Source organism: Pseudomonas sp. EL_65y_Pfl2_R96, assembly GCF_963970905.1.
Lineage (GTDB): Bacteria > Pseudomonadota > Gammaproteobacteria > Pseudomonadales > Pseudomonadaceae > Aquipseudomonas.
On sequence record NZ_CAXAQH010000005.1, the window covers coordinates 1 to 25,851 of the forward strand.

General features: G+C 58.7%; 29 protein-coding genes and 1 pseudogene. 19 read left to right on the top strand and 11 right to left on the bottom strand.

All coding sequences use genetic code 11. From position 1 onward, the window contains the following. Positions 1-210 precede the first annotated feature (210 nt). A complete protein-coding gene (locus AACY49_RS07380) occupies positions 211-1,431 on the bottom strand; it encodes a CaiB/BaiF CoA transferase family protein (RefSeq protein ID WP_339522708.1) in 1,221 nt (406 codons plus the stop codon). Positions 1,432-1,444: 13 nt separating this feature from the next. Further along, a complete protein-coding gene (locus AACY49_RS07385) occupies positions 1,445-2,626 on the bottom strand; it encodes an acyl-CoA dehydrogenase (RefSeq protein ID WP_258698428.1) in 1,182 nt (393 codons plus the stop codon). Positions 2,627-2,783: 157 nt separating this feature from the next. Here AACY49_RS07385 and AACY49_RS07390 point away from each other — a divergent pair, with 157 nt between their 5' ends. The 11 genes and pseudogenes from AACY49_RS07390 (at position 2,784) to AACY49_RS07440 (ending at position 13,004) form a co-directional block, all read left to right on the top strand. Further along, on the top strand, positions 2,784-3,683 hold the full coding sequence (locus tag AACY49_RS07390) for a LysR family transcriptional regulator (protein WP_339522711.1): 900 nt from the start codon (positions 2,784-2,786) through the stop codon (positions 3,681-3,683). A gap of 433 nt (positions 3,684-4,116) precedes the next feature. Then, positions 4,117-5,238 (top strand): Re/Si-specific NAD(P)(+) transhydrogenase subunit alpha, encoded by a 1,122-nt coding sequence (locus AACY49_RS07395; RefSeq protein WP_258698426.1) that lies wholly within the window; start codon positions 4,117-4,119, stop codon positions 5,236-5,238. A gap of 15 nt (positions 5,239-5,253) precedes the next feature. Then, entirely contained in the window at positions 5,254-5,577 is a 324-nt protein-coding gene (locus AACY49_RS07400; RefSeq protein WP_003187010.1) for an NAD(P) transhydrogenase subunit alpha, read from the top strand. Beyond that, positions 5,577-7,013, top strand: a complete 1,437-nt coding sequence (locus AACY49_RS07405) for an NAD(P)(+) transhydrogenase (Re/Si-specific) subunit beta (protein WP_320392872.1) — start codon at positions 5,577-5,579, stop codon at positions 7,011-7,013. Before AACY49_RS07400 ends, AACY49_RS07405 begins: the two co-directional genes overlap by 1 nt. 188 nt (positions 7,014-7,201) lie before the next feature. Then, positions 7,202-8,695 (top strand): acetyl-CoA hydrolase/transferase family protein, encoded by a 1,494-nt coding sequence (locus tag AACY49_RS07410; RefSeq protein WP_258698424.1) that lies wholly within the window; start codon positions 7,202-7,204, stop codon positions 8,693-8,695. 319 nt (positions 8,696-9,014) lie between these two features. Continuing rightward, complete coding sequence (locus AACY49_RS07415) at positions 9,015-9,230, top strand: DUF1127 domain-containing protein (RefSeq protein WP_008018491.1); 216 nt, start codon at positions 9,015-9,017, stop codon at positions 9,228-9,230. Positions 9,231-9,491: 261 nt separating this feature from the next. After that, positions 9,492-9,695: pseudogene (locus AACY49_RS07420) on the top strand (DUF1127 domain-containing protein); the annotation flags it as partial. Positions 9,696-9,842: 147 nt separating this feature from the next. Next, positions 9,843-10,160 (top strand): DUF2388 domain-containing protein, encoded by a 318-nt coding sequence (locus AACY49_RS07425; RefSeq protein ID WP_105342757.1) that lies wholly within the window; start codon positions 9,843-9,845, stop codon positions 10,158-10,160. A gap of 219 nt (positions 10,161-10,379) precedes the next feature. Beyond that, entirely contained in the window at positions 10,380-10,697 is a 318-nt protein-coding gene (locus AACY49_RS07430; protein ID WP_258698423.1) for a DUF2388 domain-containing protein, read from the top strand. Between the two features lie 28 nt (positions 10,698-10,725). Next, positions 10,726-11,046: a DUF2388 domain-containing protein gene (locus AACY49_RS07435; protein WP_258698422.1), complete on the top strand. Its 321-nt coding sequence runs from the start codon at positions 10,726-10,728 to the stop codon at positions 11,044-11,046. Next, positions 11,043-13,004 (top strand): DUF4105 domain-containing protein, encoded by a 1,962-nt coding sequence (locus AACY49_RS07440; RefSeq protein ID WP_258698421.1) that lies wholly within the window; start codon positions 11,043-11,045, stop codon positions 13,002-13,004. Before AACY49_RS07435 ends, AACY49_RS07440 begins: the two co-directional genes overlap by 4 nt. Positions 13,005-13,169: 165 nt before the next feature. Here the strand turns inward: AACY49_RS07440 and AACY49_RS07445 are convergent, their stop codons facing one another. From AACY49_RS07445 to trpB, 3 genes are all read right to left on the bottom strand, one after another. Next, positions 13,170-13,625, bottom strand: coding sequence for an anti-virulence regulator CigR family protein (locus tag AACY49_RS07445; protein ID WP_339522727.1), 456 nt, complete (start codon positions 13,623-13,625; stop codon positions 13,170-13,172). 121 nt (positions 13,626-13,746) lie between these two features. Then, positions 13,747-14,559 (bottom strand): tryptophan synthase subunit alpha, encoded by an 813-nt coding sequence (trpA, locus tag AACY49_RS07450; protein WP_339522729.1) that lies wholly within the window; start codon positions 14,557-14,559, stop codon positions 13,747-13,749. Further along, positions 14,559-15,794, bottom strand: coding sequence for a tryptophan synthase subunit beta (gene trpB / locus AACY49_RS07455; RefSeq protein WP_258698418.1), 1,236 nt, complete (start codon positions 15,792-15,794; stop codon positions 14,559-14,561). Before trpB ends, trpA begins: the two co-directional genes overlap by 1 nt. A 112-nt stretch (positions 15,795-15,906) precedes the next feature. Between trpB and AACY49_RS07460 the strand changes: the two genes are divergently transcribed. Next, the gene (locus tag AACY49_RS07460) at positions 15,907-16,800 is read left to right on the top strand and encodes a LysR family transcriptional regulator (protein WP_258698417.1); all 894 of its coding nucleotides are present in this window, start codon (positions 15,907-15,909) and stop codon (positions 16,798-16,800) included. On the opposite strand, the gene AACY49_RS07465 is transcribed toward AACY49_RS07460, so the two are convergent. Next, a complete protein-coding gene (locus tag AACY49_RS07465; RefSeq protein WP_007902771.1) occupies positions 16,797-17,123 on the bottom strand; it encodes a DUF883 family protein in 327 nt (108 codons plus the stop codon). The two genes, AACY49_RS07460 and AACY49_RS07465, sit on opposite strands and share 4 nt — an antisense overlap. Positions 17,124-17,280: 157 nt before the next feature. Here AACY49_RS07465 and AACY49_RS07470 point away from each other — a divergent pair, with 157 nt between their 5' ends. Then, positions 17,281-17,496, top strand: a complete 216-nt coding sequence (locus tag AACY49_RS07470; RefSeq protein ID WP_007902773.1) for a dodecin — start codon at positions 17,281-17,283, stop codon at positions 17,494-17,496. A gap of 130 nt (positions 17,497-17,626) precedes the next feature. Further along, positions 17,627-17,851, top strand: a complete 225-nt coding sequence (locus tag AACY49_RS07475) for a DUF1161 domain-containing protein (protein ID WP_258698416.1) — start codon at positions 17,627-17,629, stop codon at positions 17,849-17,851. Positions 17,852-17,915: 64 nt separating this feature from the next. On the opposite strand, the gene AACY49_RS07480 is transcribed toward AACY49_RS07475, so the two are convergent. Beyond that, positions 17,916-18,917: an LLM class flavin-dependent oxidoreductase gene (locus AACY49_RS07480; protein ID WP_339522734.1), complete on the bottom strand. Its 1,002-nt coding sequence runs from the start codon at positions 18,915-18,917 to the stop codon at positions 17,916-17,918. 238 nt (positions 18,918-19,155) lie between these two features. Here AACY49_RS07480 and AACY49_RS07485 point away from each other — a divergent pair, with 238 nt between their 5' ends. Then, entirely contained in the window at positions 19,156-19,587 is a 432-nt protein-coding gene (locus AACY49_RS07485) for an OsmC family protein (RefSeq protein ID WP_339522736.1), read from the top strand. Positions 19,588-19,764: 177 nt separating this feature from the next. After that, a complete protein-coding gene (locus tag AACY49_RS07490; RefSeq protein WP_258698414.1) occupies positions 19,765-19,998 on the top strand; it encodes a DUF1161 domain-containing protein in 234 nt (77 codons plus the stop codon). A 6-nt stretch (positions 19,999-20,004) separates the two neighbouring features. Here AACY49_RS07490 and AACY49_RS07495 read toward each other — a convergent pair whose 3' ends face one another. Together AACY49_RS07495 and AACY49_RS07500 are read right to left on the bottom strand one after the other, a co-directional pair. Continuing rightward, entirely contained in the window at positions 20,005-20,424 is a 420-nt protein-coding gene (locus AACY49_RS07495; RefSeq protein WP_339522738.1) for a PA0061/PA0062 family lipoprotein, read from the bottom strand. Positions 20,425-20,464: 40 nt separating this feature from the next. Then, on the bottom strand, positions 20,465-20,881 hold the full coding sequence (locus AACY49_RS07500; protein ID WP_339522740.1) for a PA0061/PA0062 family lipoprotein: 417 nt from the start codon (positions 20,879-20,881) through the stop codon (positions 20,465-20,467). A 58-nt stretch (positions 20,882-20,939) separates the two neighbouring features. Here AACY49_RS07500 and AACY49_RS07505 point away from each other — a divergent pair, with 58 nt between their 5' ends. Then, complete coding sequence (locus tag AACY49_RS07505; protein ID WP_339522742.1) at positions 20,940-22,016, top strand: aminopeptidase; 1,077 nt, start codon at positions 20,940-20,942, stop codon at positions 22,014-22,016. A gap of 122 nt (positions 22,017-22,138) precedes the next feature. Here the strand turns inward: AACY49_RS07505 and AACY49_RS07510 are convergent, their stop codons facing one another. Then, a complete protein-coding gene (locus AACY49_RS07510; RefSeq protein ID WP_339522744.1) occupies positions 22,139-22,789 on the bottom strand; it encodes an HAD family hydrolase in 651 nt (216 codons plus the stop codon). A gap of 45 nt (positions 22,790-22,834) precedes the next feature. Then, the gene (locus tag AACY49_RS07515) at positions 22,835-23,380 is read right to left on the bottom strand and encodes a gamma carbonic anhydrase family protein (protein WP_007902790.1); all 546 of its coding nucleotides are present in this window, start codon (positions 23,378-23,380) and stop codon (positions 22,835-22,837) included. A 62-nt stretch (positions 23,381-23,442) separates the two neighbouring features. Here AACY49_RS07515 and prlC point away from each other — a divergent pair, with 62 nt between their 5' ends. After that, positions 23,443-25,533, top strand: coding sequence for an oligopeptidase A (prlC, locus tag AACY49_RS07520; RefSeq protein ID WP_339522747.1), 2,091 nt, complete (start codon positions 23,443-23,445; stop codon positions 25,531-25,533). Beyond that, complete coding sequence (locus AACY49_RS07525) at positions 25,530-25,817, top strand: YheV family putative zinc ribbon protein (protein ID WP_258698409.1); 288 nt, start codon at positions 25,530-25,532, stop codon at positions 25,815-25,817. The genes prlC and AACY49_RS07525 overlap by 4 nt, the downstream gene beginning before the upstream one ends. The last annotated feature ends 34 nt before the right edge of the window (positions 25,818-25,851 follow it).

Below are 25,851 nucleotides of genomic sequence, written 5' to 3' on the forward strand. Positions count from 1 at the left end.
TGGCCTCGATGAACTGAAGCGTAACCGCTGCCGAAAACTGCGTAACTCATTGTTTACCAAGGAGTTTTCCGTTTCGACTGCGCCGGAAGTGGGGCGAATTATAGACGTCCAGAATCTGCCGTCAACCGTTAATTTGATTTTTCTATCAATGACTTGCGAAAAGCACCTTATAGGAGAGCAAAGCTACGCCCCTCTATATAGAAAGGCTCCTCAAAGCACTCCCGCCTCCTTTAGCGCAGCAACGACGCCGACATCCAGACCCAACACCCGCTGCAGAACCTCCAGCGTGTGCTCGCCTAATAAAGGAGGCGCGCTACGGTATTCCACCGGCGTCTCGGACAGGCGTATCGGGCTCGCAACCTGCGGCACCATCCCGGCCAACGCATGAGGCAGCTCAATAGCCAACCCACGCGCCTGAACCTGAGGATCGGCAAACACCTGAGCCAGATCATTAATCGGCCCACACGGCACGCCCGCCTGCTCCAGCTGCGCCACCCATTCGGCAGTGGTCTTGAACACTGTCGCCTGACGGATCAGCGGAATCAGCACCCCTCGATTTGCCACCCGCAACTTGTTGGTCGCAAAACGCGGATCATCCGCCCACTGCGGCTGACCAGCCACTTCCGCAAACTTGCGGAACTGCCCGTCATTACCCACCGTGAGGATGAAGTCGCCATCCGCCGTAGGAAAGTCCTGATAAGGCACGATATTCGGATGAGCGTTGCCCAAGCGCTTGGGCGCATTGCCTGTAGTCAGGTAGTTCATCGCCTGGTTGGCCAGACAAGCCACCTGAACATCCAGCAATGCCATATCAACATGCTGACCGCCACCGCCATGATCCCGGTGAGCCAGCGCAGCCAGGATCGCTACCGCCGAATAGAGCCCGGTCAAAATGTCTGTCAACGCCACCCCGACTTTCACCGGACCAGCGCCCTCATCTCCTTCGGGGCGACCAGTCAAACTCATCAGGCCGCCCAAGCCCTGGATCATGAAGTCATAACCCGCACGCTTGGCATACGGACCGGTCTGACCGAACCCGGTGATCGAGCAATAGATCAGCTTCGGATTGGCCACCCTGAGCGACTCGTAGTCCAACCCATAAGCTGCAAGACCACCAACCTTGAAGTTCTCGATGAGGATGTCCGACTTCGCCGCCAACTCACGCACCAACTGTTGCCCCTCTGGCTGCGTGAAGTCGATGGTCACCGATTGCTTGTTGCGGTTGGCGGACAAGTAATAGGCCGCCTCACTGGTGTTCTCGCCATAGGCGTCTTTAAGGAACGGAGGTCCCCAGGCGCGCGTGTCATCACCATTACCCGGGCGCTCAACCTTGATGACTTCAGCGCCAAGGTCCGCCAGGATCTGCCCGGCCCAAGGCCCGGCAAGAACCCGCGATAAATCCAGTACCCGTAGATGCGAAAGCGCGCCCATGGCCGTTCTCCTATTAATAGAACGCCTGGATGCCGGTCTGCGCGCGACCGAGGATCAGCGCGTGGACGTCATGCGTACCTTCATAGGTATTCACCACTTCCAGGTTGACCAAGTGGCGAGCCACACCGAACTCATCGGAGATACCGTTGCCACCCAGCATGTCGCGCGCCATGCGGGCAATGTCGAGGGACTTGCCACAGGAGTTGCGCTTCATCATCGAAGTGATCTCGACCGCAGCAGTACCCTCATCTTTCATACGACCCAGACGCAGGCAACCTTGCAGCGCCAGAGTGATTTCGGTCTGCATGTCGGCCAGTTTCTTCTGGATCAACTGAGTGGCGGCCAATGGACGACCAAACTGCTGACGATCCAGAGTGTATTGGCGAGCGGTGTGCCAGCAGAACTCGGCAGCGCCCAGTGCACCCCAGGAGATGCCATAACGCGCCGAGTTAAGGCAGGTAAAAGGACCTTTCAAACCCCGGACATCCGGAAAGATGTTCTCTTCAGGGACAAACACGCTGTCCATGACGATCTCGCCGGTGATGGATGCACGCAGGCCAACTTTGCCGTGAATCGCCGGAGCGCTCAGGCCTTTCCAGCCCTTCTCCAGCACAAAGCCACGAATGTCGCCCGCATCGTCCTTGGCCCAGACCACGAACACATCGGCGATCGGGCTGTTGGTGATCCACATCTTGCTGCCGGTGAGGCTGTAGCCGCCTTCAACTTTGCGCGCACGAGTAATCATCGCGCCCGGGTCGGAACCGTGGTCAGGCTCGGTCAGACCGAAGCAACCGATCCATTCACCCGAGGCTAGCTTCGGCAGGTATTTCTGCTTCTGTGCTTCGGTACCGAATTCGTTGATCGGCACCATGACCAGCGAGGACTGCACGCTCATCATCGAGCGATAGCCGGAGTCGACACGCTCGACCTCACGGGCAATCAGACCGTAGCTGACGTAGTTAAGGCCGCTGCCACCGTATTGCTCAGGAATGGTCGCACCCAACAGACCCACTTCACCCATCTCGCGGAAGATCGCCGGGTCGGTCTTCTCATGACGGAAAGCTTCGAGAACGCGCGGCGCGAGCTTCTGCTGAGCGAATTGCTGAGCGGTGTCGCGAATCATGCGTTCTTCTTCAGTGAGCTGTTGATCCAGCAGCAGGGGATCGATCCAGTTGAAGCTAGCTTTACCGCCCATGAGTGAGTCCTCTCGAATCGGGTCAAATAACGTGGGTTGATCCTAGGCCGGGTTCGGCGCCACGACAAACGAGGATTTTGCATACTGCTGTGCTAATTTCTCACTTCGAAACATCGCCAAATAGCCTTTATGCGATGCATTAGTGAGGTTGACGTACATGCGCAGGAAGATTCCCAGCACAACGGCCTTGATCAGCTTTGAAGCGGCAGCGCGCCACGAGAGCTTTACCAAGGCTGCCCAGGAGCTTTCTCTCACTCAGGGAGCGATTTGCCGACAGATCGCCAGCCTCGAGGAGTTCCTCAACGTCGAACTGTTCCGACGCTCGCGGCGCGGAGTGAAGCTGACAGAGGCGGGGCTTTCCTACAGCCGCCGAGTAGCCACCCAACTCGATGCGGTTGAACGGGACACCTTGTCAGTGATGGGCCAGCAAGGCGCCAACGTGATCGAGCTGGCGGTGGTTCCAACCTTCGGCACGCAATGGCTGCTGCCACGACTCAAAGACTTTCAGCACAAGCACCCGGAAGTGACGGTCAATCTCACCAACCGCACGCGCCCCTTCCTTTTTGCCGACACCGACTTCGATGCCGCGATCTATTTCGGCGACGCCGACTGGCCGGGCACCGAATCCCACAGGCTAATGGGCGAAAATCCGATGCCAGTGTGCAGCCCCACGTTACTGGGCAAAAAAGCGAACCTGAGCCCCAGTGAAATCGCCGAACTGCCCCTGCTGCAACAAACCACACGCCCTTATGCCTGGCGTCAGTGGTTCAACGCCCAAAACCTGAATATCCCGCGAGACATGACAGGGCCGCGTTACGAGCTATTCTCCATGCTTGCCCAAGCGGCGACGCATGACATGGGGATCGCTTTGATTCCGCCGTTCCTGATTCAGCGCGAATTGGCGGAGAGGCGCCTGGTGATTGCCAATCCCCAAGCTTTATCGAGCATCAAGGCTTATTACCTGATGATTCCCGAACGAAAGGTCGAATCAGCCTCTTTAAAGGCATTTCGCGATTGGCTGGTGAGCCAGGCACAAAGCTACAACCTGGAAGGATAAAGGCTGCACCCATTAATTGACCCCGTAGTCAGCAAAACAAAAGCACTACAGATGTACGTATTTGTCGCATGTTGACAGACTGTACCGACAAACAGCACAAACGTCCCACAAGCTACTGAATACGTGGCCTTGAGCCTCTATTGGTAAGCAATGGCGATTCATTCACCGCGCCGATGTGTAAATTCTTGAATTTCGGCCAAAATCCTTACAGGCCACGGCCTGCAATGGATTTAACCGGACAGTGCGACATTCGGTCACGGGGTGACTTGTAGTTAATTTTCCGTCACCCGTCATAATCCCTTGAAGGGCACAAAGTTCGCCTGCAAAATGCCGCGCCCCGCCCTGATTTGGCGGGATCGTGCTGATCGGCCGCCCCAGACGCACCATCCGAAGTGCCTGGGTTTACTCAATAAGATCACGCAGGAGATTTGACGTGCACATTGGTGTTCCTCTCGAAACCCAGACGGGTGAAACACGGGTTGCTGCAACCCCGGAAACCATCAAGAAGCTGATCGGCCAGGGTCATAAAGTCACTGTGCAAAGCGGCGCCGGTATTAACGCCAGCGTTGTCGACAGTGCTTATGAAGCGGCAGGCGCGACCATTGGCAGTGCCAATGATGCATTTGGCGCAGAGCTGATTCTCAAGGTGGTCGCCCCCAGCGACAGCGAACTGACGCTGATAAAAAGCGGCACCGTTGTGGTGGGCATGCTCAATCCGTTCAGCAATGAAACCATTGCCAAGCTGGCTGAGTGCGGCATTACCGCTTTCGCACTGGAGGCCGCGCCGCGCACCTCCCGTGCTCAGAGCCTGGATGTGTTGTCCTCCCAGGCGAACATCGCCGGCTATAAGGCCGTGTTGCTGGCCGCTCACTACTATCCACGCTTCATGCCAATGCTGATGACGGCGGCGGGTACCGTGAAAGCAGCGCGCGTGCTGATTCTTGGCGCTGGCGTAGCCGGTTTGCAGGCGATTGCCACGGCGAAACGCCTGGGTGCCGTGATCGAAGCGTCCGACGTGCGTCCTGCCGTGAAGGAACAGATCGAATCTCTGGGTGCGAAATTCGTCGATGTGCCGTACGAAACCGATGAAGAGCGCGAATGCGCCGTCGGTGTCGGCGGTTACGCGCGCCCAATGCCGGCCAGCTGGATGCAGCGCCAGGCCTTGGCCGTGCACGAACGCGCCAAGCAGGCTGACATTGTCATCACCACCGCACTGATCCCGGGCCGCAAGGCGCCGACACTGTTGAGCGCCGAAACCGTGGCGCAGATGAAGCCAGGCTCCGTGGTCATCGACCTCGCGGCAGCCCAGGGCGGCAACTGCCCGCTGACCGTAGCGGACCAGGTAGTGATCGAGAATGGCGTGACCATTGTCGGCCCGACCAACCTGGCCGGCGCGGTCGCGGCAGACGCGTCAGCGCTGTACGCGCGCAACCTGCTGGACTTCCTGAAGCTGGTCTTCAACAAAGAAGGTCAGTTCGAAGTGAACCTCGAAGACGACATCGTCGCCGCGTGCCTGATGTGCCGCGACGGCCAAGTCATCCGCAAAAACGCCTAAGCAGGGATTCAGACGATGGAAGAGCTTATCTCCCCCGGTATCTACAACCTGATCATCTTCGTGCTGGCGATTTATGTCGGTTATCACGTGGTCTGGAACGTTACACCTGCACTGCACACGCCGTTGATGGCGGTGACCAACGCCATTTCGGCGATCGTGATCGTCGGCGCCATGCTGGCGGCGGCTTTGACCGTGACGCCACTGGGCAAGACCATGGGCACCCTGGCGGTGGCTCTGGCGGCCGTGAACGTGTTCGGTGGTTTTCTGGTAACGCGTCGCATGCTTGAGATGTTCAAGAAAAAAGCCCCGAAAGCCGTAAAAGAAGAGGCGCCCAAGTAATGAGCATGAATCTGGTAACGACGCTCTACCTGATCGCGTCGATCTGCTTCATCCAGGCCCTCAAAGGCCTGTCGCACCCAACCACGTCGCGGCGCGGCAATGTCTACGGCATGCTCGGCATGGCCCTGGCGATCCTCACCACGGTCGGCCTCATTTATAAGCTAGGGGCAGAGCTCGCTACTGCCGGCATCGGCTACGTCATCGTCGGCCTGTTGGTCGGCGGTACCGCCGGCTCGATCATGGCCAAGCGTGTTGAAATGACCAAAATGCCGGAACTGGTCGCCTTCATGCACAGCATGATCGGTCTGGCGGCGGTATTCATCGCCATTGCAGCCGTGGTCGAGCCGCAGTCCCTGGGCATCGTTAAACAGCTGGGGGATTCGATTCCGGCGGGTAACCGTCTGGAGCTGTTCCTCGGCGCGGCCATCGGTGCAATCACCTTCTCCGGTTCGGTGATCGCGTTCGGCAAGCTGTCGGGCAAGTACAAGTTCCGTCTGTTTCAGGGCGCACCGGTACAGTTCAGCGGTCAGCACAAACTGAACCTGCTGCTGGGCCTGGCCACTCTGGCTCTGGGCGTCACCTTCATGCTGACCGGCAACTTCAGCGCATTTGCTCTGATGCTGGCCCTGGCCTTCGTGATGGGTGTGCTGATCATCATCCCGATCGGCGGCGCCGACATGCCCGTCGTGGTGTCGATGCTCAACAGCTACTCCGGCTGGGCCGCAGCGGGTATCGGCTTCTCGCTGAACAACTCTATGCTGATCATTGCCGGCTCGCTGGTAGGTTCGTCTGGTGCGATCCTCTCGTACATCATGTGCAAGGCGATGAACCGTTCGTTCTTCAATGTGTTGCTCGGCGGTTTCGGCAACACAGCAGATGCCGCTGGCCCGGCAGGCTCGAAAGAAGCCCGCCCGGTGAAATCCGGCTCGGCTGATGACGCCACCTTCCTGCTGACCAACGCCGATACTGTGATCATCGTTCCAGGCTATGGCCTGGCGGTAGCGCGCGCGCAGCACGCGTTAAAAGAGCTGACCGAGAAGCTGACCCACCGTGGCGTGACCGTTAAGTACGCAATCCACCCGGTTGCCGGCCGCATGCCTGGCCACATGAACGTGTTGCTGGCCGAGGCCGAAGTGCCTTACGACCAGGTGTTCGAGATGGAAGACATCAACTCCGAGTTCGGTCAGGCCGATGTGGTGCTGGTGCTCGGCGCCAACGACGTGGTGAACCCGGCGGCCAAGAACGATCCGAAATCGCCGATCGCCGGCATGCCGATTCTCGAAGCATTCAAAGCCAAGACCATCATCGTCAACAAGCGCTCGATGGCCAGCGGCTATGCTGGTCTGGACAACGAGCTGTTCTATCTGGACAAGACCATGATGGTTTTCGGCGACGCCAAGAAAGTCATCGAAGACATGGTTAAAGCCGTCGAGTAAAGCCCTTCGGCAACCTGAACGCCCCGACTCGTCGGGGCGTTTTTGTTTGTGGACGTTACAGATCCTGTAAAGGTGTTTTACCTGAAAGCACCGGAATAGACACCTCGAATGCGACCTTGGTCGCGGGTCGGGCAGCGATCAAATTCACTAGACTGCGCACTCTGCTTCCGTTGCCCGAGATAACAATCATGTACCGTGACCGTATTCGCTTGCCTTCATTGTTGGACAAGGTGATGAGCGCCGCCGACGCTGCCGCTCTGATTCAGGACGGCATGACCGTCGGCATGAGCGGCTTTACCCGAGCCGGCGAAGCCAAGGCCGTGCCTCATGCACTGGCCGAACGCGCCAAGGTCACGCCGCTGAAAATCAGCCTGATGACCGGCGCCAGTCTGGGTAACGACCTCGACAAACAGCTGACTGAAGCCGGCGTACTGTCGCGACGCATGCCGTTCCAGGTGGACAGCACCCTGCGCAAGGCGATCAATGCCGGCGAGGTCATGTTCATCGACCAGCACCTGTCGGAAACCGTAGAGCAACTGCGTAACCAGCAACTCAAGCTGCCGGACATCGCGGTGATCGAAGCCGTGGCGATCACCGAGCAGGGCCATATCGTGCCGACCACCTCGGTGGGCAACTCGGCCAGCTTCGCGATTTTCGCCAAGCATGTGATCGTCGAGATCAATCTGGCGCACAACCAGAATCTTGAAGGCCTTCACGACATCTATATCCCCACCTACCGGCCGACCCGCACGCCTATTCCACTGGTGAAGGTCGACGATCGCATTGGAAGCACCGCCATTGCGATACCGCCGGAAAAGATCGTCGCTATCGTGATCACCCATCAGTCCGACTCGCCATCCACGGTGTTGCCGCCAGACAGCGACACCCAGGCCATCGCTGACCACCTGATCGACTTCTTCAAGCAAGAAGTGGCTGCCGGTCGCATGACCAACAAACTCGGCCCGCTGCAAGCCGGTATCGGCAGTATTGCCAACGCGGTGATGTGCGGCTTGATCGACTCCCCCTTCGAAGACCTGACCATGTACTCCGAAGTGCTGCAGGATTCGACCTTCGACCTGATCGACGCCGGCAAGTTGAGCTTTGCTTCGGGCAGTTCGATCACCCTGTCGAGCCGGCGCAATGCCGATGTATTCGGAAATCTGGAGCACTATAAGGACAAGCTGGTGCTGCGCCCCCAGGAAATCTCCAATCACCCCGAAGTAGTGCGGCGCCTGGGCATCATCGGCATCAACACTGCGCTGGAATTCGACCTGTACGGCAACGTCAACTCCACCCACGTCTGCGGAACGCGGATGATGAACGGTATCGGCGGCTCAGGCGACTTCGCACGCAATGCGCACCTGGCGATCTTTGTCACCAAGTCGATCGCCAAGGGCGGTGCGATTTCCAGCGTGGTCCCCATGGTCAGCCATGTCGACCACACAGAACATGACGTCGACATTCTCGTGACCGAGACAGGCTTGGCCGACCTGCGCGGCCTGGCGCCGCGAGAGCGCGCCCGTGTCATCATCGACAACTGTGTTCACCCGGACTATCGCCCAGCCTTGAATGATTACTTCACCGCCGCTTGTGCCGTCGGCGGGCACACCCCACACATCCTGCGCGATGCCCTGAGTTGGCACATAAATCTGGAAGAAACCGGGCGCATGCTGGCGGTGTAATTGATACAGATAGCGGCTGACGCAAACACAGTTTCGTCAGTTCGCTGTGGCAACGTCCAATTTTGTCAAAAACTGTACTGCTGTATCGGTCTTTTCCTACCGTAATCGCCTACACTTTCTGGTCGAACGACCAAAAACGCACCATGTTAGTGCTCATAGGTACAGTTGCCTCAATTTCGACCAGTACACTGCCATTTAACAGTTAACTGGCCCCTCACAATACAGGTGAACTGTATCTACAGAGACTGGCCAAACGAGAGGATCATGGGCACCAGTCAAACCACTACCTAATCCCGCCACAAGCGGAAGGATGTCAACCATGGAACGTACACTCAGTTCCGAACTGTTCTTCGAAGACACTGCTGCAAAAACCCAGGCTTCCCTGCCTTTGCGCGTTATCGCCAACCTGATGCTGTGGCAGCGCCGCATCACCAGCCGCCACCAACTGGCTCGTCTGGATTCGCGTCTGCTGGCTGACGCCGGGATTAGCGAAGCACAACGCTACGAAGAGCTGAGCAAGCCGTTCTGGCGCTAAGTTAGCGTCGCTGGCTCTGACCCACCGGGTCCACCGCCAGCAACCCGAATTGAACAAACAAAACCCGTCGTGGGAAACTACGACGGGTTTTGTCGTTTTGGGGCTTCTTATTGGCTCGTGCAGAAGAGAAAGCCACCAACAGGTACAGTTTATGAATTATAAGAATTTAACCAGTACAATTTCATCAAGGTGTGTCTGTGTCCGCAGACGTCACGGGGTCACCATTGAATCCCAAATAGCTGGCAACACGGACTACCCCCCATGAATAGCTTGCTAAATATTTCCGTCGTCACACCTCAAACCAAGCCCCGCCTGGGCAGGCTTCGACGCTTATTGAGAGCGCTCGCTGACAGCCTGGAAAGAGCTCGAACCCGGCGTTTGCTGGGCCAACTCAACGATCAACAGCTCTCGGAACTGGGCATCAGCCACGCCGACCGGCTCAATGAATTGGATAAACCGCTCTGGGGCCAGGCTTTGCCATTCACAGACGGGACTGTTCTAACCGATGTGCTCAGGCCTAATATTTAGACAGAACGTGGCGAACGCTTTAAGACGACAGGCGTCTGATCCTGCGCCACCTCTCAATCGGTTCATCCAAAGGAGTTATCCCCCATGTCCCGTCTTCGCCTGCTCAGCGCTGCCGCCCTGCTTGCCATGGCTGCCAATGCCCACGCCACCAGCTTTATCGTGACCACCGATTCCATTGTTGGTGGACTGAAGGCTTCCTCCGACGCGACTTCGGATGTCTCCTCTTCCTTTCGCGACGACAAAATTGTCCGTGCTGCCCGTGACGACGCCGCCAGCTTCGTTGCCAGTGAAGGTGCCATCCGTGGCGTGAAGCTGGAAAGTGCACTCGACCATATCCGCCAACAGGCTCCTCAACTGAATGCGACCGACGCACAATTGGCCCAGGCCATCCTGACGATCTAGGCGACAGCTCTAAAGCGGGCGCCCTAATGCTGGTCAGTTGAACGCATTCCATGTGGGAGCGGGCTTGCTCGAGAAGGCCTCAGTACATCCAACATTGATGTCGCCTGACACACCGCTTTCGCGAGCAAGCCCGCTCCCACAGGTGTCCCAATGTTTCGGCGCTGGCTCTAGCCCGGGCATTGCGCTAGCCTTGGGACTCGCTTTCAGCTATCGAGCCTCATGCGTTTTCTTTCAAATCTGTTGATCACTCCGGTTTTTCTTGCGGCCTGCTGGTCAGGTTCGGCCCATGCTTTCGACGCTTTCAACCTGTCTACACAAGGCACCGTAGCCAGTGGTTACGCCACCAGCATGGTGACCTCCGCCCCCTTCGACCATAAACTGCTGATCGCCGCCCGGGATGACGCTGCGGCGTTCATCGCCAGTGACGGCCAACTGCGAGGAGCACAACTGGAATCGGCCTTGATCTATCTGCGCCGGACCCAGCCAAAACTTCATGCCAGTGACCTTGAACTGGCGCAGGCAATTCTCGTCCAATAGTTATCCCCAGTTCCTCCGGAGTCATTCCATGCGTAGCCCGCTGATTGCTGCCACCCTTGGCTTGCTGTTATTGGCCGATGTGACCCAGGCGCACACCTTGGTTGCCACCAGTAACATCATCATTCGTGCCACCCAGCGCACGCTTGATTTCACTTCCGATACCACCACGTCCATCCGTGATTCGAAGATCGTCCGTGAAGCCCACGACGATGCGGCCAGCTTCGTCGCCAGCGACGGTGAAATCCGTGGCGCACACCTGGAAGCGGCCTTCGACACCTTGCGCACCCGCGTACCGGAAGCCCGCGACGCCAGTGATCAGGTTCTCGCCGAAGCCATCCTCGCACTGTGAGGTCGCTAGGCACCTGGCTGCTGGCCGGGGTCGTGTTGCTGCTTGGCAACACGGCTCAGGCCGGCCTGCAATTACGACTCAAGACCGACGGTCTGAGCCCTGCGCAACAGCAGGCCAGTCAGGCGCTGCTCGATGAAGCCATGCAGGCGTTGCCGCCGCGTTTCATCGAGCAACTGGACCGGCGTATCGACGTCGGCTGGACCGACGACATGCCGAGCGATGCCTACGGCCAGGCGTCGCTTGTGTCCGAGCTCGACCTGAATCGCAACCTGCTCGCCAGTCTCACCGACGGCAGCGCTGCGACCAAAAAGACGTATCGTCCCCACGGCACCGTGCGCCGGGAGATGCTCGCCACGGTGTTGCACGAACTCACCCACATCTATGACCGTGCGCGCCTGTGGCCAGACGCCGAGCGCACGCTCATCCAGCGCTGCACGCAACGCAACAGCAGCTCCGGGCTGATCGGCATCCCGGATCAATGCCGCGGGCAGACCGCACGACGCTGGACCCTCAGCGACGACCCTCGCCTGCTCGATCTCGCCGGCTGGCCGCAATACGTCGGCCGACGCGGCGAACGTGAACAGCACAACCGGCAGATTGCCCGCAGCCCGGACATCTACGAGACGAGCAACCCGAAGGAGTTCGTCGCGGTCAACATGGAGTACTTCCTCCTCGACCCAAGCTATGCCTGCCGTCGCCCTGCGCTGTACCGCTACTACAAAGAACATTTCGGTTGGGCACCTGCCGCCAAAGATAAATGCGCCCAATCATTCGCCTTCCTCAATGCGGGTAACGACTTCGCCAAGCAGCCCCTGGGCCAGGTCGATCCGGAGCGGGTTTACGCTGTCGACTATCTGCTGGCCGAAGCCAACCAGAACTGGGTCAGCCGCTGGGGCCACAGCATGCTGCGACTGGTGATCTGCGCACCGGGTCGGCCGCGCGGGCCGGATTGTCGACTGGATCTGGATCAGCATTTGGTGCTGTCCTACCGCGCCTTCGTCGGTGACGTACAGCTATCGAGCTGGGATGGGCTGGTGGGTAAATACCCTTCGCGTCTGTTTGTCTTGCCCCTGGCTCAGGTGATCGACGAATACACCAAGACTGAACTGCGCAGCCTGGCCTCGGTGCCGCTGAACCTGTCGCGAAGCGAGATCGAAGACGTGGTGGAGCACGCCGCGGAGATGCACTGGAGTTATGACGGCAACTATTTTTTCCTGTCCAACAACTGCGCGGTAGAAGGCCTGAAGTTACTGCGCAGCAGCACCAACAATGCGCAACTGGTCGGCCTGGACAGCATCATGCCCAACGGTTTGCTGGAAGTGCTCAAGGGCCGCGGACTGGCGGACACCAGCGTACTGGATGATCCTCGCGAAGCGTTACGCCTGGGCTATCGCTTCGATTCTTTCCGCGAGCGTTATCAAGCGATGTTCGAAGTGCTGAAAAAGCATTTGCCGATCAAGCAGGAAAAGGTCGAAGACTGGCTGTCATTGAAAGCTGAAGAACGCCGCAAATGGATTGACCAGGCAGACTTGCGCACCAGCGCGGCATTGCTGCTGCTGGAGCAGGCCAGTTTCCGTCAGCAGCTGGTGCTGGCCCAGGACGAAGTGAAACAGCGGTACCTGGGCGCTCGAGAATTGAGCAACGGCGGTATGGATAAGGCCAACGCGACCTTGCAGCAGATTCTCGCCAATAGCGGCTTCCTCAGCCGTCCGGCCGAATTGCTTGGCACCGGTGGTTATGGTTTGCCGCAGCCGAACGAGTGGACGCGCCTGGAGTCGGAGAGCAGCCTGCGCCAGAAACAGCTGCAAGCGCTGACCGGGGACCTCGACAAGGAAGTGCGAGCACTGCTCGATCCGAGCCGTGCCGCCGAGATGGCCGCCAACGAAGCCAACCTGAAGCAGGTTGGCGAACATCTGAGGAAGTTGCACAAGGCTGCGGGTGGGTTGGAACTGCCCTGAGACATAAGACCCCGAGAGAGCAAAATCCTCTGTGGCGAGGGAGCTTGCTCCCGTTCGACGGCGAAGCCGACGCGATAGGGTGCCTGGTCGATTTTGGGGCCGCTTCGCGCCCCAGCGGGAGCAGGCTCCCTCGCCACAGTGGTCGCCTGATTGCTTAGCTGTGGGTCAATACAAAACACCATCCAGAATCTCATAAACAATCCCGGTGCCTACGGCGATCAGCACAATATCGCCGCCCGCACGACGCCACTCGTAACCCGGGTAATGCGGCAGTCGGCCCAACACGCGGTTATCCAGGCGCTCGCCGTAATACCCGTGAGGCAACGGCCGGCCACGGACCAGATGAATGCCTGGAGGTGGCGGCGCACCGCGTACAAAATAACCACGATTGTCGTGAATGGTCTGACGCACCGGGCCGAAATCCCGTGGCGGACCGCCGCGACGATTGTCCTGCGGGCCACGGTGCTCGTCGCCACGATTGTCACTGCGGTTATCGTAATGACCCTGCTGCGGGTCGCCGCGGTCGTGATCGTCACGCTGATCGGCGCTGGCGTGCAGCAACGGGGTCGCACCGAGCATCAGCACGCCCAGGCCGGCAATCAGACGTTTCGGCATTTTCATCAGGTCTTTCCTCACGGCACATGCAGCAAAAAGGGCTTCAGAACGTAGTCCTGAAGCCCTAGGTCTTGCTGTTTAGTCTGTGCCGCGAGGCGCTAATTCCTCTGTATCAGGAACTTTACCTTTAGCTGACCCGCGCTTTACGCACGCCGTCGGACAAGGCCGCACACAGGCTGAGTACGCCCTCCACGGCCGCGTCCGGCGTCGAGGCACTGGCGATGTGATCGATCAGCGCCGACCCCACCACCACACCATCGGCCAGACGTGCGATGGACGCTGCCTGTTCCGGTGTACGAATGCCGAAGCCGATGCTGATCGGCAGATCAGTATGACGACGCAGACGAGTAACAGCTTCTTCGACATGTTCAAGTGTCGCCGCACCCGCACCGGTCACACCCGCCACCGACACGTAGTAAACAAAACCGGAACTGCCATTCAATACGGTCGGCAGACGCACGTCGTCGGTGGTCGGTGTGGTCAGACGGATGAAGTCCAGGCCCGCAGCCTGCGCCGGGTCGCACAACTCAGCGTTATGCTCCGGCGGCATGTCGACCACGATCAGACCATCGACACCGGCCTCTTTGGCTTCAGCGATGAAACGCGGCACGCCGTACATGTGAATCGGGTTGAAGTAGCCCATCAGCACCAGCGGAGTCTGACTGTTGCCTTCACGGAACTCGCGAACCATTTGCAGGGTTTTCGCCAGGTTCTGTTTGGCGCCCAAGGCACGAATGTTGGCCAGTTGAATCGCCGGGCCATCGGCCATCGGATCGGTGAAGGGCATGCCCAACTCGATCACGTCGGCACCCGCTCCCGGCAAGCCTTTGAGAATCGCCAGAGACGTGTCGTAACTCGGGTCGCCGGCGGTCACAAAGGTCACCAGGGCGGCGCGGTTCTGTTCCTTGAGTTCGGCAAAACGCGTTTGCAGGCGGCTCATCAGTGTTTCTCCTGCTGGGATTGCTCTTGTTGAGAGTGTTCCATATGGTGCATCACGGTCTGCATATCTTTGTCGCCACGGCCGGACAGGTTGACCACCATCAGGTGATCTTTCGGCAGTGTCGGTGCGCGTTTGAACACTTCGGCCAGGGCATGGGCGCTTTCCAGTGCAGGAATAATCCCTTCCAGGCGACAGCATTTGTGGAACGCGTCGAGGGCTTCGTCGTCGGTCACCGAGGTGTACTGGACGCGGCCGATGTCGTGCAACCAGGCGTGTTCCGGGCCGATGCCCGGATAGTCGAGACCGGCGGAAATCGAGTGGGCGTCGATGATCTGGCCGTCGTCATCCTGCAACAGGAACGTACGGTTGCCGTGCAGCACGCCCGGTACGCCGCCGTTCAGGCTGGCCGCGTGCTTGCCGGTTTCGATGCCATAACCGGCGGCTTCGACGCCGATGATCTCGACGCTCTTGTCATCGAGGAACGGATGGAACAGGCCCATGGCATTGGAACCCCCGCCGATGCACGCCACCAGGCTGTCGGGTAGACGCCCTTCCTGGGCTTGCAACTGCTCGCGGGTTTCCTTGCCGATCACAGCCTGGAAGTCGCGAACCATGGCGGGATACGGGTGCGGGCCGGCCACCGTGCCGATCAGGTAGAAGGTGCTATCGACGTTGGTCACCCAGTCACGCAAGGCTTCGTTCATCGCGTCTTTGAGGGTGCCGGTGCCAGCAACCACCGGGATCACTTCGGCGCCCAACAACTTCATGCGAAACACGTTGGCCTGCTGACGTTCGATGTCGGTGGTGCCCATGTAGATCACGCACTCCAGGCCGAATCGCGCCGCCACGGTGGCGGTCGCCACGCCGTGCATACCGGCGCCGGTCTCGGCAATGATGCGTTTCTTGCCCATGCGCCGCGCCAGCAGAATCTGACCGATGCAGTTGTTGATCTTGTGCGCGCCAGTGTGGTTCAACTCTTCACGCTTGAGATAAATCTTCGCGCCACCGCAGAACTCTGTCAGACGCTCGGCGAAATACAGTGGACTTGGACGTCCGACGTAATCACGCTGGAAGTAGGCCAATTCTTCTTTGAATGCCGGATCTTCCTTGGCCGCTTCGTATTCGCGGGCCAGATCGAGGATCAACGGCATCAGGGTTTCGGCGACGTAGCGGCCACCGAACGCGCCGAACAGGCCGTTGGCGTCGGGGCCGTTGCGCAGATTAGTCTGGGTCATGGGTCGCTCCAGTTGTATTCGAGAGGTGACGATGGGGTTCACTCTACCCCTGACGTCCCACGCTGAAAACCGATAAGATCGCCGCAACCTGTCAGGAAAACTCACAGATTCCATGAGCCATGACCTTCCTCCGCTGAACGCCCTTCGGGCCTTCGAAGCCACTGCCCGCCTAAACAGCGTCAGTCAGGCTGCTGAACAGCTGCACGTCACTCATGGGGCGGTCAGCCGGCAACTCAAGGTGCTGGAGGAGCATCTGGGCGTGAGTCTGTTCATCAAGGATGGACGCGGCCTGAAACTCACAGATGCCGGCGTTCGTTTGCGTGATGTCAGCGGCGAAGCCTTCGAGCGCTTGCGTAGCGTTTGCGCCGAATTGACCCAGAGCACCGCCGATGCGCCGTTCGTGCTCGGCTGCTCGGGCAGCCTGCTGGCGCGCTGGTTCATTCCGCGTTTGGGGCGACTCAATGCGGATTTGCCGGATCTGCGCTTGCACCTGTCGGCTGGCGAAGGCGATCTCGATCCACGGCGGCCCGGCCTGGATGCCTTGCTGGTGTTTGCCGAGCCGCCATGGCCAGCAGACATGCAAGTCTACGAATTGGCCAGCGAACGCATCGGCCCGGTCATGAGCCCACGATTCGTCGGTTACGAAAGGCTGCAGAACGCACCGGCAAGCGCACTGTTGACCGAACCCTTGCTGCACACCACTTCACGCCCTCAAGCCTGGCCGAGTTGGGCACAGCAAAGCGGCCTCGACGCCAAGGCGCTGAAGTACGGTCAGGGTTTCGAGCATTTGTATTATTTGCTGGAGGCGGCAGTGGCCGGGCTGGGTGTGGCCATCGCGCCCGAGCCACTGGTGGCCGAGGATTTGAAGGCCGGTCGCCTGGTTGCGCCATGGGGTTTCTGTGAAACCCCGGCGCAACTGGCGTTATGGCTACCCAAGCGCGCCGCGGACGGGCGCGCTCGGCAACTGGCGCAGTGGCTTAAAAACGAACTGCGCCAGGCACCTTAATTACCGCGCTTGCACAGCAGATAGGCCGCCAGAAGACCCAGCGCACCGACTGCGACACCGGCTGTAGTCCAAGGGTGTTCCTGAGCGTAGTCGCGAGTCGCGATCCCGGTTTCACGGGTTTTGACCTTGACCTCTTCATAGGCATCGGAGAGCAGATGACGCGAATGTTTCAGCGCATTCTCAGCGTTGATTTTCAGCGTTTTAAGGGTTTTACGCGACTCGTCCGAGGCGTCGTCCTTCAGGCTTTCCAACGATTTCAGCAGACTCTCGATCTCGGCTTCCATGCTTTGCAATGAGGCTTTGCGTAACGAGGTGTTGGCCATGGTGGCTCTCCTGCATTGTTGATGAGTGGCGTGTGTTGGTTGGGACTTCAGGCGTTCGAGAAAGTGCAGTAAATCTGAACCTCCACCTCGAATTGGTCGACAGAAGAAATAAGAAAAATCACTGCTAGGCTGTATTTCACACCCTTAGGAGAACGCCATGACTGACCATCACACCTACAAGAAAGTCGAGTTGGTTGGCTCATCCACCACCAGCATTGAAGACGCCATCAACAATGCCCTGGCCGAAGCCAACAAAAGCCTAAAGTACATGGAATGGTTTGAAGTGACCGAAACCCGTGGGCACATCAAGGACGGCAAAGCTGCGCACTTCCAGGTGACGCTCAAAGTCGGGTTCCGGATTGCCAGTAGCTGAGTTTGAGCTAGTCTTCTGAACTTGCGCGCTGGCCGAATGCCATAGGGAATGGCAAAGCGCTAAGTGGTGAGCGAATCCGGCGGATAGCTGGATGCGCTCACCCTATTGATCCGACCAGGGAGTGCAACCCATGAAGAAGTTTATTTTGGCGGTAGGTTTGTTGAGCCTTGCGGGAACAGCCTTTGCCGAGGGCAAGCCGTGCGAAGAGCTGAAAGCCGAAATCGCAGCGAAACTGGATGCCAAGGGTGTTTCCAATTACACACTGGAGATCATCGACAAAGGCGCTGCTGCTGACGGAAAAGTCGTCGGCTCCTGTGAGAAAGGCACCAAGCAAATCGTCTACAAGCAGGGCTGACCGCCCTCGAAAATGAAAAAGCCGACGCAATGGCGTCGGCTTTTTTGTGGGTGCCGCTTGAACGTCAGCCCTTCATGACCTGCGCCAACAGCTCATAGGAATGCACGCGATCAGCATGTTCGTATAGATCACAGGTAAAAATCAGCTCATCCGCCTGGGTCTGCTCGATCAGCACCTCAAGCTTGGCGCGGATTTTCTGCGGGCTGCCGACCATGGCCAGTCCCAGGAAATCACCGACCGCTTCTTTCTCATGGGGCAGCCACAGCCCGTCCATGGTCTTCACGGGCGGGCGTTGCACCAGGCTCTGACCACGCATTAACGCGAGAATCCGTTGGTACACCGAAGTGGCCAGGTAATCGGCCTGCTCATCGGTGTCTGCCGCCACCAGCGGCACACCAAGCATCACGTAAGGCTTATCCAAAACCGCTGAAGGCTTGAAGTGGTTGCGGTAGACGCGAATCGCCTCATGCATGAAGCGCGGTGCGAAATGTGAAGCGAAGGCGTAGGGCAAACCGCGCTCACCGGCCAGCTGCGCACTGAACAGGCTCGAACCCAGCAACCAGACCGGGACGTTGGTGCCGGTACCCGGCATGGCAATGATCCGCTGATCCGGCGTGCGTGGGCCGAGGTAGCGCATCAGTTCGGCCACGTCCTCCGGGAAGTCGTCGGCACTGCCGGAGCGCTCACGACGCAAGGCGCGGGCAGTCATCTGATCGGAGCCGGGCGCGCGGCCCAGGCCCAGGTCGATCCGGCCTGGATACAGACTTTCAAGGGTACCGAACTGCTCGGCGATCACCAACGGCGCGTGGTTGGGCAGCATCACGCCGCCCGAACCGACACGAATGGTCGAAGTGCCGCCGGCCAGATAACCCAGTAGAACCGAGGTCGCCGAACTGGCGATCCCGTCCATATTGTGGTGTTCAGCAACCCAGAAGCGGTGGTAGCCGAATTTTTCGACGTGCTGCGCCAGGTCCAGGGAATTGCGCAAGGACTGCTCCGCGCTGCCGTTTTCCCGCACGGGCACCAAATCGAGGGTCGAAAACTTGATATCAGACAATCGTTTCATAAACCTGCTTCTCCAATGGGTAAGCAGGTTTTTTCACGAACGAAAACCTGCCGAGTCTATAAGCGTGTTCTCTGCAATGAGGGCATATACCCGAGTTTCAATAGGAGAGACAAAATTCCTGCGTAATCAGAAGACTGATCAGATGAGGTGAACTTTGCCCGACGGTCTATCCTCAGAACCCTGGTAACCGAAAACCACGAAGGCGTGACGGTTCGCGCCGGACCTTGAGGAGGCAGACATGGCCATCACAAAGAAAGCATCGGCTCATTGGGAAGGTGATCTGAAGACCGGCATCGGCTCGATTTCCACGGAAACCGGTGTACTCAGAGAAGCGCCCTACGGCTTCAAAGCCCGTTTCGAGGGAGGTAAGGGCACCAATCCGGAAGAGCTGATCGGCGCGGCTCACGCGGGCTGTTTCTCCATGGCGTTTTCAATGATTCTCGGTGAGGCCGGCCTCAAGGCCGACAGCATCGACACCAACGCCGAAGTTACCCTGGACCAGGTGGACGGCGGCTTTGCAATCACCGCCGTGAAACTGATCCTCAAGGCGAAAATCCCTGGGGCGACCCAGGCGCAACTCGAGGAACTGAGCAACAAGGCCAAAGAGGGCTGCCCGGTGTCCAAAGTATTGAATGCGAAAATCAGCCTGGATGCGACGTTGGTCAGCTAAACCGATAAAAGATCGCAACCTTCGGCAGCGCCTACGGGATCGAGTGGCCTGTAGGAGCTGGCGCAGCCTGCGATCTTTTTTGCGCTGAAACAAAACCTGGTTGGCGAAACTGTGGTCGAATAAATGACAGCAGCTTAAGCGCATCACTGTGCGCGCTGCCTCAAGGGAGCTTCAACCATGAAACGTTTTGCCTTGGCGGTTATCTGTTGTGCGCTGGCCACATCAGCCCTCGCGGCACCAAAATCCTGTGAGGAACTCAAGGCCGAGATCGAAGCCAAGATCCAGGCCAATAACGTCTCGTCCTATACCCTGGAAATCGTCACTAACGACGAAGTGCACGATCAGAACATGGTCGTAGGCTCATGCGAAGGCGGCACCAAGAAAATCATCTACCAAAAAAATGACCGTTGATTCGTCTCACATGACGCAATTAGCCAGTCGATCCTCGGCGACAATCTCCCGCTTGGCGTTGTACAGCCGGGCGCTGGGGGTGAACGCTATAGAACGCGCTTCCAGCAGATAACGCTGTCCGGCCTCGAAATGGTCGTAGTTGATGGTCAAGTAGCACAGCCGCTCCAACGGAGCATTCATCAAGCCCGAGCCACCACCCATCACTTCAAAATCGAAACGTACTCTCAGTTCATGCCTACCCGGGGTGACCTGGAAGTAACGCCCGTCGCTCAGACGCTGGTTATCCAGCCGATCGGCCATCAGCAATTTACCGCCAGGGCTCGGTGTAGCGAAGTCGACCCAGGCCATCTGCGGATCGACCGCCGGCAACGGACCCGCGCAACCGACAAAGGCGCCAGTAGCAAGCAATAGCAACAACCTGCGCATGATGAATATCCCAAGGACTGATCGTTCAGCATAGCGCCGATCAGGTACGTTGGCAGCCTGCCGGTGTGCCCTGCCCAATCACTTTTCGCTGCTGATCGTAGAGCTTTGCCCACGGCCGAAAACCGATATTCCCCGCTTGCAGCTGATACCGCTGCCCGGCGTTGAAGTCCTTGAATTTCACATTCAACTGACAGTCACGCCACAACGGCTCGGCGGCGGGGCCAATGTTGGTCGGCTGGACCGCGAACAAATAGCGAACCTTCAGCTCATGGCTGCCGGGTTGCACCTCGAAATAGCGCTTGTCGATGGAAGCCTTGTTATCGACTTCCAGCGCCTGCAGCGCGGTGTCTTCCTGCCGTGAATCCAGATCGATCCAGGCCTGCGAAGGATCAGGGGTGGGCAATCCGGCACAACCGGCCAGCATCAGCAGGCCTCCCGTCAGCATCAACTTGCGCATAGCGGAGCTCCAATAGGCGGGATAGTCTTGCGGGCAGACTTTCCAGGGATTTTTTATTTTGATCAGGCCGCGTCCAAGCCTTGGGTTACTTGATCGCGTTTTACGCATTTTGTTTCCGGGTGTTTTTCTTTTGTTGCTCAATGGCTGCGCGAGCGTCAGCTATTACGGCCAATTGGCCAGTGGTCAGCTGCACTTGCTGCGGGCTCGGGAACCGGTTGCCAGAGTGATTGCCGATCCTGACCGCGATCAGCAATTGCGTGCGCATCTGGCCCAATCACAAAAGGCCCGAACGTTCGCCAGCCAACACCTGCACCTGCCGGACAACCAGAGCTACCGTTTGTACGCCGACATCGGCCGACCGTTTGTAGTCTGGAATGTCTTCGCCACGCCGGAGTTTTCGCTGAAGCCGCAGAACCATTGTTTCCCCGTCGCTGGCTGCGTCGCCTATCGCGGGTATTACAGCCAGAGCGCTGCCCGCGGTGAGGCCGCCTTGCAACGCCTGCAAGGTATGGACGTGTCGATTGGCGGCGTCGAGGCTTATTCGACGCTCGGTTGGTTCAACGACCCGATCATGAGCTCGATGATGGGTTGGGGCGACGAACGGTTGGCCACGCTGATTTTCCACGAACTCGCCCATCAACGTTTTTATGTGAAAGACGACACCGAGTTCAACGAGTCCTTCGCCACCTTCGTCGAGCAGGAAGGCACTCGGCAATGGCGCGCATTCCGAGGCATGCCGCCGGATAATGGAGCTTTGGAGCAGCAACGCGATCAGTTCATCCAGTTGGTGCTGGACACCCGCACCAGGTTGGAACGGCTTTACGCCCTGCCGCTGCCTGCCGAACAAATGCGCGAGCAAAAAGCGGCAGAGTTCGAACAATTGCGCCGTGAATACCGGACACTACGCGACAGCCAATGGGCTGGGAACAAACGCTACGATGCCTGGATCAACACCCCGATGAACAATGCTCGACTGCTCCCGTTTGGTTTGTACGACCAGTGGGTGCCGGCATTTGCCGCGTTGTTCGGGCAGGTCGATGGGGATTGGGTGCGGTTTTATGCAGCGGTGGAGAAGCTGGGCGCGTTACCGGTTGAGGAGCGTAAGGCGGCGTTGAAGGTGTTGGCCGGATCATGAATTTTTGGTGACTGAACGGGCCTCTTCGCGGGCAAGCCCCCACATTAGGTCGGTGTATGCCGATGTCCTTTGGACAGACATATAACCCTGTGGGAGCGGGCTTGCCCGCGAAGGCGCACTGATCAGCGCTGCAAAAACGCCTGATGCATCTCCTCCAGCGTTTCAAAGTGATACGCCGGTGCTTCAGCGCTCAACTCTTCCCGGCTGCCAAACCCATAACCCACCGCCGCTGCGTCCAGTCCATTGCTGCGAGCGCCGATCAGATCGTGTTTACGGTCGCCGATCATCAGGGTATTGGCCGGGTCCAGATCCTCTTCGCTCATCAAGTGCGCAATCAACTCGACCTTGTTGGTTCGCGTGCCATCCAGTTCGCTGCCGTAAATCACCTTGAAATGCTTGGCAAAGTCGAAGTGCCGGGCGATTTCCCGGGCGAAAACCCATGGCTTGGAGGTCGCGATGTACAGCTGTCGCCCTTGCCTACCGAGGGTTTCGAGCAGCGGCATAACCCCGTCGAATACGCGGTTTTCATACAGGCCGGTGACTTTGAAGCGTTCACGATAAAAGTTCACCGCTTCCCAGGCCTTGGGCTCGTCGAAGTCGTAAAACTGCATGAACGCCTGCAACAACGGCGGGCCGATGAAGTGCTCAAGCTTGCTCAGGTCCGGCTCATCGATGCCCAGTTTGCTCAGGGCGAACTGGATGGAGCGGGTGATGCCTTCACGCGGGTCGGTCAGCGTGCCATCTAGGTCGAACAGTACGGTTTGGTAATGCATGAAAATTCCTGAGCAATAGCGAGACACTTTCCGTTATCAAGAGGTTTAGAGCTGATCGTAGCCTTCGGCCAGATGCAGGTCCTTGAGCTTTACGTAGTTCGCCGCGCTGTAGGTGAAAAAGGCTTTTTCCTTGTCCGTCAGCGGTCGGATCTGTTTCACCGGGCTACCGACATAGAGAAAACCGCTTTCCAGGCGCTTGCCCGGGGGTACAAGGCTGCCGGCACCGATGATCACATCGTCCTCGACCACCGCGCCGTCCATGACGATGCTGCCCATGCCGATCAGAATCCGGTTGCCCACGGCACAACCATGCAGCATGACTTTATGTGCGATGGTCACATCGTCGCCGATCAGCAATGGGAAGCCATCGGGATTGAACGGACCGGCGTGAGTGATGTGCAGCACGCAGCCATCCTGCACGCTGGTGCGCGCACCGATTCGGATGCGATGCATGTCGCCACGGATCACTGTCAGCGGCCAGACGGAGCTGTCTTCGCCGATTTCAACGTCGCCGATCACCACCGCCGAGCCGTCGACAAAGGCGCCTTTGCCCAGCAGCGGCGTGTGGTTCTGATACTTGCGAAGGGTCACGATAGGCTCTCTCTCTTTTGCTGATAGCTGCGGTCGGCGTCGATTGTAATTAAGATGGGGCCATGTTTCTTCCCGCATGTTTTCCAGCCAAGGTGCCAACCGTGAGCGTGAACAACCCTCTTCTGCAGTCCTACGACCTGCCGCCGTTCTCGGCGATCCGTGCCGAACACGTGCAACCGGCCATTGAAAAGATCCTGGCTGACAACCGCGCCGCCATCGTCGATATCCTCAAAACCCAGGGCAAACAACCGACCTGGGCCGGCCTGGTGCTGGCGATGGACGAACTCAATGACCGTCTGGGCGCCGCCTGGAGCCCGGTCAGCCACCTCAATGCCGTGTGCAACAGTGCTGAGTTGCGCGAGGCTTACGAGTCCTGCCTGCCGGCCCTGAGTGCCTACGCCACCGAGCTGGGTCAGAACCGTGAACTGTTTCAGGCCTATGAAGCGCTGGCCAACAGCCCAGAGGCTGCCGGTTTCGACGTGGCGCAAAAAACGATCCTGGAGCACGCCCTGCGTGACTTCCGTCTGTCGGGTATCGACCTGCCTGCACCTGAGCAAAAGCGTTATGCCGATGTGCAGAGCAAACTGTCTGAGCTAGCCAGTCACTTCTCCAACCAGTTGCTCGACGCCACTCAGGCCTGGACCAAACACATCACCGACGAAGCCGCCCTCGCCGGCCTGACCGAGTCGGCCAAAGCGCAAATGGCCGCCGCCGCGCAAGCCAAAGACCTGGACGGCTGGCTGATCACCCTGGAATTCCCGAGTTACTACGCGGTAATGACCTACGCCCAGGACCGCACCCTGCGCGAAGAAGTCTACGCCGCCTACTGCACCCGTGCGTCGGACCAAGGCCCGAATGCCGGTCAGAACGATAACGGCCCGGTCATGGAAGAAATCCTCGACCTGCGTCAGGAGCTGGCAAAACTGTTGGGCTTCGCCAGCTTTTCGGAGTTGAGCCTGGCCACCAAAATGGCCGAGTCCAACGATCAGGTGCTGAGTTTCCTGCGCGACCTGGCAAAACGCAGCAAGCCTTTCGCCGCCCTGGATCTGCAACAGCTCAAGGCCTACGCCGCCGAACAAGGTTGCCCGGATCTGCAAAGCTGGGACAGCGGTTTCTACGGTGAAAAACTCCGCGAGCAGCGCTACAGCGTCGCCCAGGAAACCCTTCGCGCGTACTTCCCGATCGACAAGGTCTTGGGTGGACTGTTCAGCATCGTCCAGCGCCTGTATGGCATCGAGATCGCCGAGCTGAAAGGCTTCGACACTTGGCACCCGGACGTTCGCCTTTTCGAAATCAAGGAAAACGGCCAGCACGTCGGCCGCTTCTTCTTCGACCTGTATGCCCGCGCCAACAAGCGCGGCGGTGCCTGGATGGACGGCGCCCGCGATCATCGCCGCACGATCAATGGCGCGCTGCAAAGCCCGGTGGCAAACCTGGTGTGCAACTTCACCCCGGCCGATAGCGGTAAACCAGCCCTGCTGACCCACGACGAAGTCACCACCCTGTTCCACGAATTCGGTCATGGCCTGCATCACCTGCTGACCCGCGTCGAGCACGCCGGCGTGTCCGGCATCAACGGTGTGGCCTGGGACGCGGTCGAGCTGCCAAGCCAGTTCATGGAAAACTGGTGCTGGGAGCCGGAAGGCCTGGCGCTGATTTCCGGTCACTACGAAACCGGCGAGCCGCTGCCTCAAGACCTGCTGGAAAAAATGCTCGCGGCGAAGAACTTCCAGTCCGGCCTGATGATGGTCCGTCAGTTGGAGTTCTCGCTGTTCGACTTCGAACTGCACGCCACCCATGGCGACGGTCGTAGCGTGCTGCAAGTGCTCGAAGGCGTGCGCGACGAGGTTTCGGTCATGCGTCCACCGGCCTACAACCGTTTCCCCAACAGCTTCGCCCACATCTTCGCCGGTGGTTACGCGGCGGGTTACTACAGCTATAAATGGGCTGAAGTATTGTCGGCCGATGCCTTCTCCAAGTTCGAAGAAGACGGCGTGCTCAATGCCGAGACCGGTCGCGCCTTCCGCGAAGCGATCCTGGCGCGCGGTGGATCTCAGGAACCGATGGTGCTGTTCGTCGACTTCCGTGGCCGTGCGCCATCGATTGACGCACTCTTGCGCCACAGCGGCCTGAGTGAGGACGCGGCAGCATGAGAGAGGGACCTGTGATTACCAAAAAACGCTTTATCGCCGGGGCAGTCTGCCCGGCCTGCAGCGAGCCGGACAAGTTGATGATGTGGAACGAAGATACCGTTCCACATCGCGAGTGTGTGGCCTGCGGTTATTCCGACACGCTGAATGAACAAGGCCTGTCGGTGCCCAAGGAATTGGGCACCCGGGTCAACACCTCGGCACTCAAGGTGCCGGACGCCAAGGTTCAGGCTGTGCAGTTTTTCCCGAACCCGAAACTGAAGAAAAAGCCTGACGAACAGCACTGAGTGCTGGGACTCACCTTCCACTGCGCAATGCAGT

Coding starts and splice junctions, on each gene's coding strand:
- AACY49_RS07380 (WP_339522708.1), bottom strand. CDS start 1,431: ATGGGCGCGCTTTCGCATCTACGGGTACTGGATTTATCGCGGGTTCTT.
- AACY49_RS07385 (WP_258698428.1), bottom strand. CDS start 2,626: ATGGGCGGTAAAGCTAGCTTCAACTGGATCGATCCCCTGCTGCTGGAT.
- AACY49_RS07390 (WP_339522711.1), top strand. CDS start 2,784: ATGCGCAGGAAGATTCCCAGCACAACGGCCTTGATCAGCTTTGAAGCG.
- AACY49_RS07400 (WP_003187010.1), top strand. CDS start 5,254: ATGGAAGAGCTTATCTCCCCCGGTATCTACAACCTGATCATCTTCGTG.
- AACY49_RS07405 (WP_320392872.1), top strand. CDS start 5,577: ATGAGCATGAATCTGGTAACGACGCTCTACCTGATCGCGTCGATCTGC.
- AACY49_RS07410 (WP_258698424.1), top strand. CDS start 7,202: ATGTACCGTGACCGTATTCGCTTGCCTTCATTGTTGGACAAGGTGATG.
- AACY49_RS07415 (WP_008018491.1), top strand. CDS start 9,015: ATGGAACGTACACTCAGTTCCGAACTGTTCTTCGAAGACACTGCTGCA.
- AACY49_RS07425 (WP_105342757.1), top strand. CDS start 9,843: ATGTCCCGTCTTCGCCTGCTCAGCGCTGCCGCCCTGCTTGCCATGGCT.
- AACY49_RS07430 (WP_258698423.1), top strand. CDS start 10,380: ATGCGTTTTCTTTCAAATCTGTTGATCACTCCGGTTTTTCTTGCGGCC.
- AACY49_RS07435 (WP_258698422.1), top strand. CDS start 10,726: ATGCGTAGCCCGCTGATTGCTGCCACCCTTGGCTTGCTGTTATTGGCC.
- AACY49_RS07445 (WP_339522727.1), bottom strand. CDS start 13,625: ATGAAAATGCCGAAACGTCTGATTGCCGGCCTGGGCGTGCTGATGCTC.
- trpA (WP_339522729.1), bottom strand. CDS start 14,559: ATGAGCCGCCTGCAAACGCGTTTTGCCGAACTCAAGGAACAGAACCGC.
- trpB (WP_258698418.1), bottom strand. CDS start 15,794: ATGACCCAGACTAATCTGCGCAACGGCCCCGACGCCAACGGCCTGTTC.
- AACY49_RS07460 (WP_258698417.1), top strand. CDS start 15,907: ATGAGCCATGACCTTCCTCCGCTGAACGCCCTTCGGGCCTTCGAAGCC.
- AACY49_RS07465 (WP_007902771.1), bottom strand. CDS start 17,123: ATGGCCAACACCTCGTTACGCAAAGCCTCATTGCAAAGCATGGAAGCC.
- AACY49_RS07470 (WP_007902773.1), top strand. CDS start 17,281: ATGACTGACCATCACACCTACAAGAAAGTCGAGTTGGTTGGCTCATCC.
- AACY49_RS07475 (WP_258698416.1), top strand. CDS start 17,627: ATGAAGAAGTTTATTTTGGCGGTAGGTTTGTTGAGCCTTGCGGGAACA.
- AACY49_RS07480 (WP_339522734.1), bottom strand. CDS start 18,917: ATGAAACGATTGTCTGATATCAAGTTTTCGACCCTCGATTTGGTGCCC.
- AACY49_RS07485 (WP_339522736.1), top strand. CDS start 19,156: ATGGCCATCACAAAGAAAGCATCGGCTCATTGGGAAGGTGATCTGAAG.
- AACY49_RS07490 (WP_258698414.1), top strand. CDS start 19,765: ATGAAACGTTTTGCCTTGGCGGTTATCTGTTGTGCGCTGGCCACATCA.
- AACY49_RS07495 (WP_339522738.1), bottom strand. CDS start 20,424: ATGCGCAGGTTGTTGCTATTGCTTGCTACTGGCGCCTTTGTCGGTTGC.
- AACY49_RS07500 (WP_339522740.1), bottom strand. CDS start 20,881: ATGCGCAAGTTGATGCTGACGGGAGGCCTGCTGATGCTGGCCGGTTGT.
- AACY49_RS07510 (WP_339522744.1), bottom strand. CDS start 22,789: ATGCATTACCAAACCGTACTGTTCGACCTAGATGGCACGCTGACCGAC.
- prlC (WP_339522747.1), top strand. CDS start 23,443: ATGTTTCTTCCCGCATGTTTTCCAGCCAAGGTGCCAACCGTGAGCGTG.
- AACY49_RS07525 (WP_258698409.1), top strand. CDS start 25,530: ATGAGAGAGGGACCTGTGATTACCAAAAAACGCTTTATCGCCGGGGCA.